13 protein-coding genes are annotated in these 18,727 nt (G+C 39.8%); 10 read left to right on the forward strand and 3 right to left on the reverse strand.

Features of this window, described 5'->3' with window-relative positions:
- Positions 1-8: 8 nt before the first annotated feature.
- From J2S78_RS01615 to licT, 3 genes are all read right to left on the reverse strand, one after another.
- On the reverse strand, positions 9-359 hold the full coding sequence (locus tag J2S78_RS01615; protein ID WP_306895648.1) for a small nuclear ribonucleoprotein: 351 nt from the start codon (positions 357-359) through the stop codon (positions 9-11).
- Between the two features lie 217 nt (positions 360-576).
- Positions 577-2,424: a beta-glucoside-specific PTS transporter subunit IIABC gene (locus J2S78_RS01620; RefSeq protein WP_306895650.1), complete on the reverse strand. Its 1,848-nt coding sequence runs from the start codon at positions 2,422-2,424 to the stop codon at positions 577-579.
- Positions 2,425-2,549: 125 nt separating this feature from the next.
- Entirely contained in the window at positions 2,550-3,401 is an 852-nt protein-coding gene (gene licT, locus J2S78_RS01625) for a BglG family transcription antiterminator LicT (protein WP_306895652.1), read from the reverse strand.
- A 477-nt stretch (positions 3,402-3,878) separates the two neighbouring features.
- Here licT and J2S78_RS01630 point away from each other — a divergent pair, with 477 nt between their 5' ends.
- The 10 genes from J2S78_RS01630 (at position 3,879) to J2S78_RS01675 (ending at position 18,656) form a co-directional block, all read left to right on the forward strand.
- Entirely contained in the window at positions 3,879-5,213 is a 1,335-nt protein-coding gene (locus J2S78_RS01630; protein ID WP_306895654.1) for an S-layer homology domain-containing protein, read from the forward strand.
- Between the two features lie 223 nt (positions 5,214-5,436).
- Positions 5,437-8,112 carry a sigma-54-dependent transcriptional regulator gene (locus J2S78_RS01635; RefSeq protein WP_306895656.1) on the forward strand — a complete coding sequence of 892 codons (2,676 nt, stop codon included), beginning with the start codon at positions 5,437-5,439 and terminating at the stop codon, positions 8,110-8,112.
- A gap of 112 nt (positions 8,113-8,224) precedes the next feature.
- On the forward strand, positions 8,225-8,545 hold the full coding sequence (locus J2S78_RS01640; RefSeq protein ID WP_306895658.1) for a PTS lactose/cellobiose transporter subunit IIA: 321 nt from the start codon (positions 8,225-8,227) through the stop codon (positions 8,543-8,545).
- Between the two features lie 27 nt (positions 8,546-8,572).
- Positions 8,573-8,884 (forward strand): PTS sugar transporter subunit IIB, encoded by a 312-nt coding sequence (locus tag J2S78_RS01645; protein ID WP_306895659.1) that lies wholly within the window; start codon positions 8,573-8,575, stop codon positions 8,882-8,884.
- A gap of 67 nt (positions 8,885-8,951) precedes the next feature.
- Positions 8,952-10,202, forward strand: coding sequence for a PTS sugar transporter subunit IIC (locus J2S78_RS01650; RefSeq protein ID WP_306895661.1), 1,251 nt, complete (start codon positions 8,952-8,954; stop codon positions 10,200-10,202).
- Positions 10,203-10,265: 63 nt separating this feature from the next.
- Entirely contained in the window at positions 10,266-11,705 is a 1,440-nt protein-coding gene (locus tag J2S78_RS01655) for a 6-phospho-beta-glucosidase (protein WP_306896973.1), read from the forward strand.
- A 540-nt stretch (positions 11,706-12,245) separates the two neighbouring features.
- The gene (locus J2S78_RS01660; protein WP_306895664.1) at positions 12,246-12,542 is read left to right on the forward strand and encodes a hypothetical protein; all 297 of its coding nucleotides are present in this window, start codon (positions 12,246-12,248) and stop codon (positions 12,540-12,542) included.
- A gap of 1,188 nt (positions 12,543-13,730) precedes the next feature.
- Positions 13,731-14,987, forward strand: coding sequence for a TolC family protein (locus tag J2S78_RS01665; protein ID WP_306895666.1), 1,257 nt, complete (start codon positions 13,731-13,733; stop codon positions 14,985-14,987).
- Between the two features lie 141 nt (positions 14,988-15,128).
- Positions 15,129-15,548 carry a hypothetical protein gene (locus tag J2S78_RS01670; RefSeq protein WP_306895668.1) on the forward strand — a complete coding sequence of 140 codons (420 nt, stop codon included), beginning with the start codon at positions 15,129-15,131 and terminating at the stop codon, positions 15,546-15,548.
- 369 nt (positions 15,549-15,917) lie between these two features.
- Positions 15,918-18,656: an S-layer homology domain-containing protein gene (locus tag J2S78_RS01675; protein WP_306895670.1), complete on the forward strand. Its 2,739-nt coding sequence runs from the start codon at positions 15,918-15,920 to the stop codon at positions 18,654-18,656.
- Positions 18,657-18,727: the final 71 nt, after the last annotated feature.

The raw sequence follows: 18,727 nt of genomic DNA on the forward strand, positions 1-18,727 counted from the left end.
AGGTCTGCTTAGTAATACGGATAATAGGGATAATACGGATACGGGGAGACGTAAGGCAATAGGGCTAACGCTGCCAGGGATGCGAGTGGGAAATTTCTTCGTCTGTACCGACGAAACCTTCGTCGCGGCCGACCATAGCCTCCACCACCAAAAAACTGCCGGGCGTCCCCGTCGAACTCATCTTCACGCTCCATCACATCTTCTGCAACTAATACACTCATCCGATCTGTACCAACATCCTCAATGATTCCATTGTAGGTACTGCCGTCATTCATCGTTAAAACAACATCATGGTACATGTATTGTCTAGTCTGATCATGTAGGTTTCTCATGTGCAACGCATAGCTGTCTGGATGCATGCTATCCTCTCCTTTCAAAATACATGATATTCACCCAGGGCATATGTGTTACAGTCTTGTTGAGTGAAGTGCAAATCGGTGGGTAAAGCAGACGTCCGGGGAAGGTCGAAAACGAGGAAAAAGAGCAAAATAAAGGAATAAATGTCCGCGGCCCAATCCCCTCCCTTGTGAAGATATAGAAATAGCCGCTGATGTACAGCGGCTATTTCAAAACGGATTAACGGACAATAGCGAAAAATGGTTCACCTGCTTTTACTTCCATTTGCGTTGTCTCGTAAATCTCTTGCTCTTCGTCTCCGTTAGTGACGATTATCGGTGTAGTGATTTGATAACCCTTGGCTTGGATTGCATCTCTGTCGAAAGAGAGAAGAGTATCTCCCTGACGGACAACATCTCCTTCCTTGAAAAAGGACGTAAAATGTTCTCCATTTAACTGGACCGTATTTAAACCAATATGCATTAAAATTTCCGTTCCTTTTGAGCTTGTGATACCTATGGCATGTTTTGTTGGAAACACAGCACTGACTGTACCGTCAAAAGGAGCAATTAATTCATTTTCACTTGGAACAACGGCGAGTCCCGGCCCCATGGTTCCAGAAGCAAAAACCGTATCTTCCACATCGCTAATCTCCATAACGGTTCCTGAGACTGGAGTGAGCACCTGTTCTTGTTTGATGGAAGCAGATGAAGAATCCGCTATCGTCTCTTTATCTTGTTCCTCTTTTTCTATCTTTTTTTTGCTTTCAAACCCAAAAACCACGACAAGAATAGCAGCAGTGGCGAACGAAACGGTCACACTGAGAATATGGGTGAACATAGGGGAGTACGCTGGAATCGAGAATATATTGTGAAACACGTAAGCTGTCATCTGCGTACCAGATGTTCCGTTTATGATACCACCTGCACCGCCGGCAATAATTAGTAGAGGAATAACCCGTTTATATCGAAGGATGATTCCGTACAAGATCGGTTCTGTCACACCGGATAACAAGCCAGTTAATGAAGTAGAGCCTGCAAGCGCACGTAATTCTTTTCTCTTTTTTGCCCGTATAAATACTCCGGCAGCAATTCCCATTTGAGCAAACACGGAACAAGCGAATAATGCTTCGATTGGGTCGCCTCCGCGCGTCGCAAGATTGTCTAGAGTAATTGGAGTGATTCCCCAATGTAATCCGAAAACAACAAGAAATGCTTGTAGACCGCCTAGAAGAATGCCGGCTACAAATCCGCTTGTTTCAATAAGCCACCATGCTCCAGATGAAATACCTCCACCGACATATGTACCAAACGGGCCAAATAGGATGACTGTTAATGGCAGCATTATCATCAATGCCAGCATAGGAACGAGGAATAACTGTAAATCTTTCATAATGACACGTTTTAATAATTTTTCAACGATGGCATACATTGCTATAGCAATAAAAATTGGGAATACAGAGGTGGAATAATCAGCCAGTATAACTGGTATCCCTAAGAACCCTGTTTGTTCGCTGCTTTCCATTAAGCTTGTATAAGCTGGTTCAAATAATGCCGCTCCAATGACACCACCAACGTAGGCGTTCGCTCGAAACTGAATAGAGATGGTTATTCCTAAAAAGATAGGAAGAAAGTAAAAGATGGCATTACTTGCTGCAGAAAGAAGAGCATATGTCCCACTTTCTTCAGACAATGTACCAGTTAACGTTAATATAGTAAGAAGAGCCTTAATCATTCCTGACCCTGCAAGAGCTGGAATCAAAGGTGAAAAACTTCCTGAAATAATTTCAAATATTCGCGATACTAAAGTGGTTTCTGAAGAAGACGAAGCGGATGACTCGGTGGAAACGCCGTGCTTTTTTATTTCCTCATATACTTTATCGACGGAACTTCCTATAACAACTTGAAATTGCCCTCCGCTTTCCACAACACTTAGAATTTTTTCATTTTGACGTAAGCTTTCTTTATCGGCTTGGCTAAGGTCATTCAGTTTAAAACGTAATCTCGTAGCACAATGAACAAGACTATTGACGTTTTCTTTTCCACCTACATTTTTCAGTATTTCTTCTGCTAGTTGTTTTTCTTCCATTGTTTTGCCGCCTTTCTTTGTGTAATAAAAAAACCCAAACGAAGCTATGTCCTAACATGACGTGACATAGATTCGTTCGGGTTTAGCCTGCATAACCAGTAACATTCCCAGCATGAAATAAAAGACTATGAATTTTTAGTGACTTGTTCGTTTGAAGTGACACGATGAATATGAATGGTTAAATACAATTGGTCATCTTTTGATAGCGTATAACCGTATGTTTCTTCTATAAACTTACTGATTTTTTTTACACACCGAAATGCATCTTCATGTTTCTCTTTCACTACGTTAAATAAAAATTCATCTTTAGAACCGTGCTGTACACCGCTGAAGAGACGCTGTGCAAAAAATTTTAAGTGCGTGACAAAGCGGTGATGCGATAACGTATTGGCATTAATATCTATATGATATTGGTACTTCACGATATCTAATACTTGTTGCGTTAATCGTGTAATGTTCACGACGTTGGTCATTTCTTCATTCAGTTCGGCATTTACAATATGATGCGCGATAAAACCAGCTTCATCTTCCGGTAAACGTACCGATGTGTAATGTTCAATTATATTTAAAGCTTCTTGCCCCATTTTGTATTCCTCGGGATATAAACGACTAATTTCCCAAAGGAGAGCATTTTGAATATCCATTCCTTTTTCATGTCGCTGTAATGCGTAGTAAATATGATCGGTTAATGAGACGTAAATAATATCATTTAAGTTCTTTCCAAGCGTTAACTTAGCGTTCTTAATAATTTCATCGGATATATCAATCATCTGCTCGGGAAGTTCATTTAATAGATTAGTTAACCAATTGGAAGTTTCTTGATTGTCAATGGTGAATACTTTCTCAATATGCTGTTCTTCCACAGCATCCCCTGGTTTTTTCATAAAACCAAGTCCTTTCCCCATAATGACAAGTTCATTTTGCTGTTGATCAAGCGCGCTGATGGCATTATTATTAAAAACTTGTTTAATCTTCATGCGAAGCCGCCTCCTTTCCAGCTTATTCTCTTGTCGGGGTGAAATGTACCTGAGCTATGCCCGAATCGAGATAAGGTTAGCTAAACCTTTCTCATCTAAGGTAACATTAAAATGCCTTTGAAGGAGTACAAGTGCATTTTCACAAATTTGGCCAAATATTTTTGCTCACGCGCTAAGCATCTACTGACTAGAGGACATAAAAAAACTCAAACAAGTTTCAAAGACAGGGGTCTCCCGCTTGAATACTCATTTGAGTTTAGCCTGCGTAACCAGTAACATTCTCAAACAAATTACATTCATTTGTTGTATGCCCTTGACTCTACCACTGAATTGTTACGCATGTCAACACCTATATTCAACAGTTATTTGTCAATACGCTTTATTATTGAGCACTTCATCCTATAAATGGTTTTATAATAAAACCGATATGAACATTGGAAGATGAATTTTTTACAAACGTTGAGGAGGAATTTGAAAATGAAAAAACTAGGGATGTCTATATTCGCTGCAGTACTTCTAGCTAGTGTCCCGGGTACGATGTTGGCAAACAACCATTTGGACAAGTTACCAGAGCAAGCCCGGGAAAATGTACCTGAGCATGTAGCAGAAAGAGTACCGGCACAGGCTGGATTTTCTGATACGGATGAAGGATATTGGGCCGAAGATTCCGTAGAAAAAATGCAGACAAAAGATATTTTTCAAGGGTATGACGATGGAACCTTTCGACCAAGTAACCCTGTAACTCGTATGCAAACCATTGTGACGGCAGTTCGGCTGTTAGGATTAGAAGAGGAAGCAGAAGCAAAAGATGTGGATACTTCCGTTTCTTTCACAGATGCTGATCAATATTTTAAAGGGGAACGGAACGATTGGGCTAAAGGATATGTTCTCGTGGCTTTAGAACAAGGATTGTTCGATACAAATGAAACAACCTTGGATGCGAATGAACCGGCAAAGCGAGTCTGGGTGGCAAGTACATTAGTTCGTGCGCTGGGACTGGAAGAAGAAGCATTAGACGCGATGACGGAGACACCTGACTTTAATGATGCAGAAGCAATACCAGCTGGAGCCACCGGTTATGTAAACATTGCGGATGAGCATGATATTGTTAATGGAACAAAGGAAAACCTGTTCCAACCTAATAAACCAATCACAAGAGCACAGATGGCTACGGTGTTGGATAGAACATATGATAATTGGTTAGAGGAGGAAGGAGCTCTTTCTGTACAAGGTGAATTAGTAAGTCATGATGCACAAGAACGTCTTCTAACTCTCCAAACCGATGAAGAACAAACGGAATATTCCTATGGGGAGGATTTTGTTGTTTCTTTTGAAGGGCGTTATATTGAACCAAATCAGTTACAAGAGGGGGATGCGTTATCCCTTGACATTCTTGATAACGAAATAGAAGATGCAAGCGTGATTACTGAAGAAACAGAAGAAACGGAAGAAACCGAAGAGCCAGATGAATCAGAAGAGACATCCGGATTGAAAAGCGTGAAGGTTGAAGCAGAGTATAACAATGATAGCGATTTTGAATTGAAATATGAAAAGAACGAAGACCAAGAAGAACGAGAGGATGAAGAAAAAGAACGAAGCGGAGATGAAGCTTTGTCTGAGGTTCAAGCCTATTTAGATGCTTGGGCCCTAGAATCGGAAATGACGACAGATCAAGCAGTCTCCGCTATTACCGAATCGTTGGATGATGCTGAAGAAATCAGCGAGTTGGAGATTAAGATTGAATTCGAAAACGGGCAAACGATCAAACATGAAGAAGAAACATCTGATGACTCTGAGGATGAAGAAAGATAATGAGACGAAGGGCCAGACTTGTTCTGGCTCTTTTGTTTTATTGGTGGAGGGAGAGGTGGACATATGTTCCGTTACCCGGGGTGAAACAGGAATAATGAAAGGAGGTCGCGCAACTCTGTATCACCACTATACGATTCTTTTAGATGTATAGATATTGTAAAACGTGTATAATAGTATGTAAGCGCATTTTTGTCATAGGACTACGTGTAGGAGAGAGATTCTTATGAAGAGAGTAGAACGAATTTATGAAAAAATAAAAGAACTTGGGCGGAGTGTGTCGGCGGAGGAAATCTCAGAGATTTTGGAACTGGATCGCTCGAACGTCAGTCGAGATTTGAATCAGCTGGTAAAAGAGGAAAAGCTGGTGAAAGGAAAAGGGAAGCCCGTACTATTTGATGTAAATGAAGACTGGACGGACAAAACTGGATTGGAACAATTCGCTGATCAGAATACGACATTGGCTCCGATTGTTGATAAAGCAGTGACTGCTGTTTTATATCCACCTAATGGCATGGATATGCTTATTTTAGGGGAGACAGGGGTAGGGAAGTCTATGTTTGCCGAGTTAATCTATGAATATACTATAGAGACAGGGGAGAAAACAAAAGACGCCCCGTTCATTATGTTTAACTGTGCAGATTATTCGAATAATCCTCAGTTATTACTCAGTCAATTATTTGGTACAAAAAAGGGAGCCTTTACTGGAGCGTCTGAAGATAAACCAGGGTTAGTAGATAAAGCAGATACAGGTATATTATTTTTGGATGAAGTACACCATCTTCCGCCAGAAGGGCAGGAAATGCTGGTGACTTTTATGGACAAAGGCACATACCGTAAGCTTGGAGAAACAGATGATGTTCGAAAAGCTGATGTCTTATTAATTTGTGCGACAACGACAAATCCAGACGTTTCCCTGCTTAAAGTATTTTCTAGAAGAATTCCAATGGTGATGAAGATTCCTTCCTTAGAAGAGAGGTCATTAGAGGAACGTTCTCACTTGATTCATTACTTTTTGAACGAGGAATCTGCTAGATTAGGGCATGTGATAAAAGTTTCCGTAAATTCGATGCGATCGATACTTAGCTATCATTGTCCAAATAATATCGGTCAATTAAAAACAGATATACAGTTGGCGTGCGCAAAGGCTTATGCTGATTTTGTGACGAATAAGAAGTCATCCATTCAAATAAATAGCATTGATTTACCAGAACATATTATTCATGGTCTATTTAATCAAGTAGAACATCGTAAAGTTTGGAACCGTTTACGTAATGTGAATGAACGTTATTTTCTGTTTGGACAAGGGGAAGAGCGTTCATTGTTCAATACTTGGGATAAGCACGAAACGATATATAATCTCATAGACAGTCGATTGGAAGAAATGCAACATTCCGATATGAGTGGATATGAAATAGAAGAGGAAATGGACAAAGACATCGAACATTATTTTGCTCGTTATATTCAAGATGTCGATTCTGCTGAAGGAACGACGGCACTTGATATGATTGTCCCAGCGAATGTGTTGGCGGTCGTGGATAAGATTATAGCTCACAGTGAACGAACGTTGTCTTACTCCTTCACCCAAAAGATAAAGTACGGTATGGCGGTTCATATTATGAACTCGATAGACCGTATTAGAGAAAATCAAAAAATTGTTAATCCAAAATTACATACTATCCGTGTTGAGCATCCTAAGGCTTTTCAAGTGGCTTTGGAATGTTTAACGTATATCGAAGAAACCTTTGACGTGTCGATGCCCATTGATGAAGCCGCTTTTTTGACACTGTTTTTCGTATACGACGAAGAAAAGATTACTCATTCCAATGATGAGGTGAAGATCATCGTCATTGCGCATGGTAGTACAACGGCCACATCAATGGCAGAAACAGCGAATCGATTATTAGGCATTCAGCACACGGTTGGGATTAACGCTCCTTTGGATGAAAAGCCCCAAGATGTCATGGACCGTTTGCGTGAAGTGTTGAAAGAATTTCAAGGCACGTCCGACATATTATTTCTTGTTGATATGGGCTCTCTTACTACTTTCGGAGAAGAAGTAGAGAAAGAACTACCGATACGCAGTAAAACGATTCCATTGGTCAGTACGCTGCATGTTATTGAAGCGACCAGAAAAGCGACGATGGGTTATTCAATAGAAGAAGTATATCGCGACACGTTGCGTGTGCAATCCCCGTTAAAGTCAGTAGAAACGGCAAATAAACCGATAGACTCAGTTGACGCTCCGTTAGCAATTGCAACTGTTTGTTTAACAGGAGAAGGTACTGCTGTAACAATGAAAAGAATGTTGGAGAAGCATCTTCAATTCGATTCTACGCTTATTCACATTATTAATGTGAATTTGGTTGGGAAGAACAGTATTTATAAACAATTAGATGAGTTGAAGCAACGTTACTCGATTATTGCAGTTGTAAGCACGTTATCGTTCGAATCGACTGTACCACAATTTGATTTATCACAGATGCTTAATGGAGAAGCTATTCCAGCTATTCAATCAATCATTGAAGTAGAGACAACATATAAGAAAATGGATATTACGTTGGATGAGCACTTAGAATATGTGAATGGAAAAGAAATATTAGCAGATATTAAAGCATTTCATTCAACCATAACCAACACACTTGCTGTTTCTATCAACACACATACATTGATTGGTATTGTATTCCACATTAGTTGTATGATAGACCGGTTGATTATTGGCAGTGATGTCACCCGTTTTCCGGATAAAGATACATTTATCGCTGAGAATGAGCAAGTATATGAGACGGTTCATGATGCATTGACACAGATTGAATTAAAGTACAATGTAAAAATACCACAAGATGAAGTGTGTTATATCACGAATTTTTTTATAAAAACACCGGAAACTGAAAAACGTTAATTCCTATTATTACAGGGGTTAACGTTTTTTATATGATTTCATTTCTGTGTTGGCATGGTTCTTGCATTATATAAGGGTGAGGTAAAAAATAAAAAGGAGAGGTGACAGAATAATGGATTACGAAAAGACGGTTATTGGATTAATTGTAAATTCTGGAAATGCACGAAGTAAGGCAATGGAATCGATTCAATTTGCCAAAAACGAAGAATTTGTTAAAGCGAAAGAAACGCTTCAACAGGCAAGTGATGAGTTGGGAGAAGCGCACAAGGTTCAAACGGATCTTATTCAACAAGAAGCGGGAGGAACAAAACACGATGTCACATTGTTAATGGTGCACGCTCAAGATCATTTGATGAATGCCATGACGCTGAAAGACTTAGCAGAAGAGATGATTGACTTGCATGAAAAACTTCATAAAAATCTTGTGAAATAAACAAATAAAAAAATGGAGGGTACTATAATGAAAAATATTTTACTAGTTTGCGCGGCGGGAATGTCTACAAGTTTAATGGTGAGTAAAATGAATGAGGCTGCTCAAAGCAAGGAAGAAGATATCACTATCAATGCAAGTTCGGGTTCTGATTTGGAAAAATATGCGAGTGACATGGATGTTTTATTATTAGGGCCACAAGTCGGCTACTTAAAAAGTAAGTACGAAAAAGAATACGAATCACAAGGAGTACCTGTGGAAGTGATTAATAGTGTGGATTACGGCATGATGGATGGAGAAAAAGTATTAAATCACGCACTTGAGCTAATAGAAGGCAAGTAATGAACTAAATGTTTATATAAAGGGGGTTTTTAAAATAAATTCACGTACAGCAGCAATACAGTCAAAATTGCAAACGGTTGCCGGAGCAATAAGTAATAATAAATACTTAAAAGCAGTGTCGGACGGTTTAGTATCTACGATTCCTGCATTGATTGTTGGAGCGCTCTCTACATTAATTGCAAGTTTACCGATTAATCAGTATCAGGACTTTCTAGAGTCAACAGGACTAGGGTCAATTATTAGTAAGCCTTATGAAATGACGATTAATATATTATCGATTTATGCTGTGTTTTTTATAGCTTATCGATTGGCTGCATCTTTTGATGCGGATCGTGGGGGAGCGGGACTGGCAGCATTAGTCAGTTTTATGGTGTTGACCCCTATTACCCTGGCGGAAGAAGGAAATCTTATACCCTTTGAGTTTTTAGGAGCTCAAGGATTATTCGTAGCCATCATTGTAGGGCTTATATCGGCTAAACTATATTCTGTTATTGAAGGCAAGGGGTGGATGATAAAATTACCTGACGGTGTTCCGCCTACTATTTCGAAATCATTTGCCAGTTTAGTTCCGGGATTTCTCATTGTAGTGTTCTGGACGATAGTTATGGGATTATTTACGTTAACCCCAATGGGAAGTATACATGAGTTTATTTATACTTTTGTGCAGGCTCCTTTAAATAATCTCGGTGGCAGTTTTTGGTCCATGGTTGCTGTCGTTTTAGTTATTCATATCCTTTGGCTGTTTGGGGTTCATGGCATGCTGGTAGTAATGCCTATGGTGATGAGTGTGTGGCTGCCATTAGGTGTAGAAAACTTAAATGCCCTTAATTCAGGCGAGCCTCTTCCTAATATTGTTACTCCTGATTTATTAATGACTTTCATTTTATTGGGAGGTTCTGGGGCAACATTAGGTCTATCGTTTTTAATGGCATTTATGGCAAAAAGTAAGCGCTATAGAACATTAGGTAAGTTAACGGTAGCGCCATCGCTGTTTGGCATCAATGAACCAATTATTTTTGGTACGCCTATTATTTTAAATCCGTATTTGGCTGTACCATTTATTCTGTCTCCATTAACGGCAGCGATCGTTCCTTATGTATTAATGGCACTAGAAATATTTCCGCGGGTTAATAGTGTTGGCTTACCGTTAGGGGCCCCTGTTATATTTAACGCTTTTATGCAGGGAGGCCTCATGTTAATTGTTCTACAAGCAATTCTGTTTGTTGTAACAACGCTGATATATTATCCGTTTTTTAGGATCATAGATAAGAAAGCATATAAAGAAGAAACGCAATCAAGTGTAGATAAAAGTGCTTGATTACAGAACAAAGCGATTTGGAGTGAACCGTTGAATAAACAAATTATAAACAGAGGTGATCATATGGTGAAAACATCAAAATTTCCAGCCGATTTTTTATGGGGCGGAGCTGTAGCGGCTAATCAAGTGGAAGGCGCGTATTTAGAAGATGGGAAAGGTCTGACTACGGTAGACCTTCTTCCCACAGGAGAAGATCGATTAAAGATCATGACTGGCCAAGTTGATCATCTTGAGCCGCAACCGGAAACGTATTATCCTTCACATGAAGCTATTGATTTTTATCACACTTATAAAGAAGATATTGCGTTGTTTGCAGAAATGGGCTTTAAAAGTTTCCGATTGTCGATTGCTTGGGCCCGAATTTTTCCGAATGGAGATGATGCGGTTCCTAATGAAGCTGGTTTGCAATTTTATGATGATGTGTTTGATGAATTATTAAAACACAATATTGAACCTGTCGTAACTACTGCTCATTTTGATGTACCCGTTAACTTGGTGAAAAAGTATGGCAGTTGGAAAAGTCGCGAGTTGGTTACATTTTATGAACGCTATGTCCGAACGATTTTTGAACGATACAAAGATAAAGTGAAGTATTGGATGACGTTTAACGAAATTAATATGTTATTACATCTTCCATTTGTTGGAGCAGGTCTTGTGTTCCAACCAGGAGAAGATAAGAACCAAGTATTGTATCAGGCCGCTCATCACCAACTGGTGGCCAGCGCTTTAGCTGTAAAAGCATGCCATGAAATTATTCCAGGTGCGAACATTGGATGCATGTTGGCGGCGGGGGCCGTGTATCCTTATAGGAGTCATCCCGATGATGTATGGAAGGCAATGGAGAAGGATCGGGAATCTTTCTTCTTTATTGATGTGCAGTCTCACGGTGAATACCCGCACTACGCCAAACGTTTTTTCAAAGATAACAATATTTACATTGAGATGGAAAAAGAAGATGAAGAAATTTTAAAAAACAATACTGTTGATTATATTGGTTTTAGCTACTATTCGAGCAGATGTGCCAGTACGGATGAAGATATTTTACAAAAAACGGGTGGAAATGTGTTTGGATCGGTAAAAAATCCATATTTGAAAACATCTGAGTGGGGTTGGACAATTGATCCGAAAGGGTTGCGTATCACTGCGAACCAACTGTATGACCGCTACCAAAAGCCTTTGTTTATCGTCGAAAATGGATTAGGAGCAGTGGACAATATACCAGAAGGTGACATGGTAGATGATGACTATCGAATAGACTACTTGAATCAGCACTTTTTAGAAATGGCGGAAGCGATGGAGGATGGAGTAGATATCATTGGTTATACAAGCTGGGGTCCTATTGACTTAGTCAGCGCTAGCACTGGAGAAATGAGGAAACGCTACGGCTACATTTATGTAGATAGAGATAACGATGGAAATGGGAGTTTGAAAAGGATAAAGAAGAAGAGTTTTGATTGGTATAAAAATGTCATTCGTTCCAATGGTGCTAGTCTTGAGGAATAAAAAAGGATTGGCTGCTTGATTGGTGCTGATGCTGGTGATTTTTCACTCGTTTGTTACGGTGGATGTGAAAAATGAATGAGGCTTTGCGTTCATGGTGGTTACACTGCCTCGAACGCAAATCGAGGTATGAATGAAGGGTATACTTCAAAATAAAAAGGTTCCGATCATCAAAAAGTTGATGATCGGAATCTTTTTAAGTTGGCTAGTTATGTTCTAGTCTCTAGAGGGGGAGACGGTCATTTGTTCCGCTAACGGCAGTAGAGAAGGTGAGAAAGACGAGGTTTGGAGGAAATAAAGGAATAGATGTCCGGAGAAAGGTGGAAAATAGGGGAGATGGGGAAAATAACCGTGCATCGCTGTTTCTCCCCTATCCGCCGTTCCTGAACCTGCACCGGAAGAATACACTGAAAAATCGGGTGAAATCCGCTCGTAAATTTATTTTGTTTTCCTTTGACTTAATCATTGTGATACCATGTCGATGCGTGACGAAGCTGGTTATTGGGAACAGTAGGAACGAATGGGAATCAAAAGGAGGGAATCATGAAATTGTCCGCCCTTGCAAAATTTATTTCAGGAGGGTATGAAGCTTTATTAGCAATCCCTTTAATCGGAGGGAGTATCGTTTTATTTAGCGGATATTCCGCACTAGGAATTGCTTTGACCCTTCATATCATTACGTTCATTATAGCGTATGTGTACCGGACTGCGAAGACGCCTAGTGTTTTTGGTATTATTACGTCGTTAATAGCTGGAATTCCAGTTATAGGCTGGTTACTGCATACAATTACCGCGATATTGCTGCTTGTTAGTGCCGTGTCAGACAACCGACGTGGATAACAAAAGAGCTGTATCAAAAGGTACAGCTTCTTGTCTATGACAATAAGCAGGCGACCATGGGCAGGAGCGGAAGACGACGACATTTCGTTGATCGCCGGCTAAACACGGTCACGTCCTGTGACCAACACTGGCATTAGAACATCCTGTTCGTTGAAGAAGCTGAGCGCTGTCCGAGGCAAAGGAGACACGGCGATCCGGAGGGAGCCGATGTCGCTTTTGTGCTCTAGAGTGAAAGCGTCTGCTACCAGCGCATGCTCTCTTTGGTCACCAAGCTCTTTATAGTTGTGCACAGACTTTTAATACAGCCTATTCTTAAAAGATAGGAATGTATACAATTTTAGCGTTTTCGGGATTCAGCAGAGCTCAGCCGTTCGGAGGTCCACAGGAAGCCTGTCGGATGCAGGTTCGTTCGGCATTGCTGCTTTTCTTAGACAAATCAATGTAAAAAAAGTCCGTAGGGCGATTTTGGAGAACAAAATTTACACTATTATGTGGACTTTTAATTCATAGGAGAAGTTTTACTAGCGAAAGAGGAAGAAATACTGGCCAAGTCAGGAGATTTACTAGCCAAATATCTATGTTTTCTAGCCAAACGATTCGTTACTGTCTAAAGGTGATGGATTACTGGCCAAAAAGACCGAAATACTGTCCAAAAGACCACTTTTACTTTCCAAACACATAAGGGCTGGCCTCAGGGTGCAACGCTCTTCGTCGAACGTCGTGTTCGAAGTCACCACGTCCTGTGGAAGTGACTCCGGAAAACAGGCTACCCTGCGCGCAGAAAAGAATCGCTGCCTATAATCCCTCACACTGTCGTAACCTACTCATCTTTATGATTTCAATCTATTTGAAAAAAATGCAGTAAACAAAAATTCCTTCTAAAAAAAGAGCTTTGCGATTAAAAGCAGAGCTCATGCACGTTAACATCATAAGTAGCGGTATAACAACAGGACTCCCACATTTGAACATTTATTGACGAGTCTGTCATGAGAAAACGATAATCCTTCGGTGAAAAGTAAAAATTGCCTGCACAGTAAGGTTTCTGTTTAATGAAAATGTTATACACGTTTTTTACGTTTTATTACCAATAAATATTATATTGTGATAAAATAAAAAGGTATTAAAGGAATATCTATACATTAACATACAGAAATGTCTAATTTTAAATAAACAGAGGGGGAGCGTCCTATGAAAAAAAGTATTGTCGCGGGGTTGAGTGCTGTTTTAGTGGCAGCAAATATCGTTCCATCCGCTTTGGCAGACGAAGACAATGACTCGAGTGCGGATGAGCAGCAAGCCGAGGAGAATGAAGAGGAACTTGTTCAAACATTGACAATGGAAGAAGCTGTGGACCACGCATTGAATGACGACACGTCCCTATTACTATTAAACTATCAATTAGAGAATATGAAAAGTCAGCTGAATGGTTTGGAAGACGACCATGAGGATTTAAATGATGATTTGGACGATTTGGAAGATCAAATGGATAACTTAAGAGATGTACAAAGAGAAACGGGAGAAAGAACGTTCCAATCTCGTCTCGAACTTCAGAATCAAATGGAAACGTTAGAGGATAATCTAGATGAGCTAGAAGATTCGATTCAGGAATTAGACACGAATACGACAACATCTGAAATTGACAAACAAGCTACAAAAGAAAGTATGGAGCTCAGTGCGATTTCGACTTTTACTCAATTAGTAATGGCAAAGGACCAGTTGGATTTGCTTCATGCGTCGTTGGAAACAGAAGAACAGACCGTAGCAAACACGCAAAAACGCCACGATCTTGGCTTGGTTTCCCGTGATGAATTGGATACGGCTAAACGGGAAGTAACACGCTTGGAGTCTGAGATTTCTCAATCAAAATTGGAACTAGAACGAGATATGGCCGAGTTTGCTTTGGATATTGGTATTACATACCATTCCGATTTGAGTCTTGAAGAACCTGAGATTGGTGAGTTGGAGCCATTGCAACAAGAAACAGAGACAGAAGAATTAATTGAGAACTCTTATAGTATGAAGAGTGCAAAAAAAGAATTAGAGCTTGCAGAATACAATCAAGAACAAGTGTATGAAGATGAAGATGCTACCTCTCATGAAGAGGAACAGGCGGATATTGATGTGCAAATAGCAGAAGAAGAGATTGTTCAATTACGGGAGAATTTAACAACATCCATTGAATCATTGTTTACAGAAGCAGATACTCAATATCAAAATGTTATTAGCACCGAGGATGAATTGAACTATGCTAAAACAGATTATGCAAATTTAAAAACACAGGTTGATATTGGAGTGGCACCTGAGTCAGAGTATGAGTTATCACAATTACAGGTGACAGAGGCAGAACTGAACCATAAAGTTGCCGAACAAAACTACTTTTTACTATGTAAACAAATAGAATCCCTTCGATCAGGTCTTGTTGAACAACAACAATCACAACAATAATTCGTCTCCCTTTGACAGTAATAGAAATAAGCTTTTATGATAGAAGTTACTGGTTAAAATAGGTAATACATCTCTGTACATTATCGAGTGATTCAGTTACAATACGATATGTCAACAGACAAAAAGGAGAGAGATGCAGCGATGGTTTCAAAACGAAATTGGTTAGTGTTAATGCTATTGGTTATAGGTATGATTTCACTAATAGGATGTTCTTCTGGAGAGGATTCCGACGCTGATACAACAGACTCAGAACAAGAAGCAGACGAGCAACAAGAAGAACAAGAAGATCAGGAAGAACCTAGTGCGGAATTAAGCACGGATGAAGAATTAACCCAACAGTTGGAATCAGAAGATGCTGTAGAGGAAGCCATGGTGCAGCTAGTTGATGAAGAAGACGGGCAACTTGTGAATATTGACATCGATATTTCTGCTGATCAAGAATGGTCGGAAGATTTAAAGACAACTTATTCCGAAATCATTCAAGAAGCATATCCAGATCAAACGGTTGATGTTATTTTTGCTCAAGATGGAGAAATGTTAGAGCAAATTACTTTAGAATAAATTATTTAAAGAAAAGAAGCTGCTGAAAACAAAGGCAGCTTCTTTTCATATTTTTGTAAAATACAAGATGGAAATAAAAGGATAATCATAGTCTATCATGGCATATTTTTTTTAAAATGGTAATTATAAAGGAAGAAGAGACCATTACGTAAGGATAATGTCTTTCATTGGAGAGAATGAATTGGTACGGATGGGTGATTTTCAATATACCCCACTATGCTCTACTATTGAAAAAAGATATCGCGATATCAACTCGCATTTCTATTATTAATTAGTGGAGGGTTATGTTTAAATATCATGGAAATATGGTAAATACACATATGTAACCCGATGACAACTATCTTAATATATTCTCAAGGAGGAATCATTTTGTCATATCAACCAAAATCATATCGTAAGTTTCTCGCAGGATCCGTTTCTGCAGCCATGGTGGCTTCTACGTTTGCAGCGGTAGCACCGGCGGACGTACAACAAGCAGATGCTGCGGAGTCTTTCAGTGACGTATCTAGTGACTATTGGGCTTCCGGATCGATCCAGCGTTTAGCTGAGGAAGGTATCATTAACGGATACTCCGATGGTACATACGGTCCGGGAGAAGAGATTTCTCGTGGCCAAGTAGCTGAATTGCTCGTAAATGCATTTGACCTCGAAGTGGATCAAAATGCAGAATCTTCCTTTGAAGATCTTAACGATGATAGCTACTCTACTCCGTTCGCAGAAGCTGTAGCTGAGGCGGGTTACATCAAAGGACGTCAAGATAATACACACTTTGCAGCTGGCATGGATCTTTCTCGTCAACAACTAGCAACTATTCTAGTACGTGCTTTTGAATTGGAGCCAAAAGAAGGCGCTGAAGCAAATGTGGCAGATATTGATGACGTTAATGAAAGCCATAAAGAAAACGTAAAAATCTTGGCGCAATATGATATTACTAACACATCAGACGGTAGCTTCCGTCCAAGTGAAACCGTGAACCGTGCGCAATTCGCTGTATTTCTAGAGCGTGCAATGGAAGTGAGCCAAGGTGAGGAATCGACAGACGTAGCAAACGCAGAAGCTGTTAATCGTTCAACGGTAGAAGTTAGCTTCAACAGTAATCTTGAAGAAGATGTGAGTGCAGAAGATTTCACATTTGATCCTGAAATAGCTGTTACAGAAGTAGAAACTATTTCTCCTGAAGAATCGGAAGCAAGCGAAAGTGCAGAAGGAACGGTTGTACGTTTGACAACAGAAGAACAAGAAGCAGAGGAAAGCTATTCTCTTTCTTATAAAGGAGAAGCCACAGGTCAAACCGTTACTGGCGTTAACGCTGGTGTAATGGTAGACGATGTTTCTGTTCTTTCCACATCAAGCTTTGAGGTCAACTTAGACGAAACACTTGATGAAGATTTGGATGAGTCAGAAGTGGAAGAGCTTCTTGATGTTTCCGTTACAAATAATGATGATGAAGAAACAAATGTAGATATTACAAATCTAACAATCAGTGAAGATAGAGAGTCTATCACAGTAGAACACGCTGATAATGATTTAGAAGGTACAGCAGGCACGCTTCATGTTAACGGATTTGAATCTGATTTTGATTATGAAGACATTGAAGTTGAATCTGTAGAGGGAACAACGGAACAAATCAGGGAAAATGAAGAGCAGCAACTTGAATTTACAGTAAATGGTATTCGCGACCTCTCTGTTGAACAACTTGAGGATGCTGGCTATGACGTAGAATTCCTTTATAGTTCAAATGAAGCTCCGTTTGACTCAGATGAAGCGCAGGACGAAGGAATCATCAATGGTGAAGAAACAGATTCTAGCTTCCGTTATGCCGTTTCCATCACGGATGAAGATGGTAATGAAGTAACGTCAGAGGAAGTATCTGTTGATGTGAACGCTGATAGTGATGTAACAGAAGTAACAGAAGTTGGTTTGTTTGATGGCGACGACCGCTATGAAAACGACTATGTTACAACGGCAAATGAAGGAAACACGATTGAAGCTGTTACTGGACTTAATTCATTTGGTGAAGAAGTAGAAGCTGACGAAGAAATTGAAAGTGTCACGTCAAGTGATGTAGCGGTTGCTTATTATAATGATGGTCTTCAGGTGAACGGAGAAGGCGAAGTTACCCTTTCCGTTAAGTTTAAAGGAATTGAAGATCCAGTTGAGATGGATCTTGAAGTTGTAGAAGATCAAGAAATTAGTAGCGTGGAAGAAAATAATACAACCCAGCGTTACACAACCAATGCAGAAAACGATACCTTTACCGTTGTTGATCAATATGGTGAGCAGTGGGAGGAAGATGAAGAAAATCCTGAATCGATAGATTACACTATTACAGATGAAGAAGGAGAGGTTGTTCAGGAAGATTCTGCAACAATTAACGATGGAACAGTTAACATCGATTATCCTGACAACCTTGAAGGAGAATATGAGCTTAACTTCACGTACAACGATGAAGACATTGCTTCTACGACGTTGGAATTTGTTGAACTTGATGTAACAGAAGTAGATGAGTTCAACTTGTCAGCTGAACCAGAGTCTGTTGACTTAGCAGATGCTCATGATGACAGCAATGGTGATTTCTATGAAAATCACGAGGACTTGGAGATTTCCGTAACATCTGATGCTATGTTTGACGGTGCTGATCTAAGTGAAGACGAAGTAGAAGAAGCGCTTACAAGCTTAAATGAATCAGGTCAACTTCAAGTTAGAACTAGTGATGAGGATATTGCAACGGTCGCTGATGGAGAAGAAACTGATGTTTCTGCAGCAGAAGCCTTGAACTTTGAAGTTAACGGTGAATCCGAAGGCACAGCAACAGTATATCTCGAGCATGTAGAAGGAGACTTCACGACAACGCTTGCTCAAGTAGAGGTTGAAGTAGAAAATACTATTTCTCAAATAGAAAACCTTGAACTCGCAGAAGGTGTAGAAGCTCTTGAGATTCAGAACGATGGAGGATGGGATGTTAATCAACTTTCCTCATCCGATGCTGATTTACAAGATTACATGATTGATAATGTAGACTTCTCTTCTAATGATGGTCAAGCTGTCATCACCTTAAAAGAAATCTACGGCGGAGAAACCTTCGTTGTGGATGCAGAAGAAGCATAAATAGTCTATTCTATGGAAGCCGTCCTATGTGGGCGGCTTTTTTTTGATGTTAGGATGTTCTGGTGATTCTT

The organism is Salibacterium salarium, from assembly GCF_030813635.1.
GTDB classification, from domain to species: domain Bacteria; phylum Bacillota; class Bacilli; order Bacillales; family Marinococcaceae; genus Salibacterium; species Salibacterium salarium.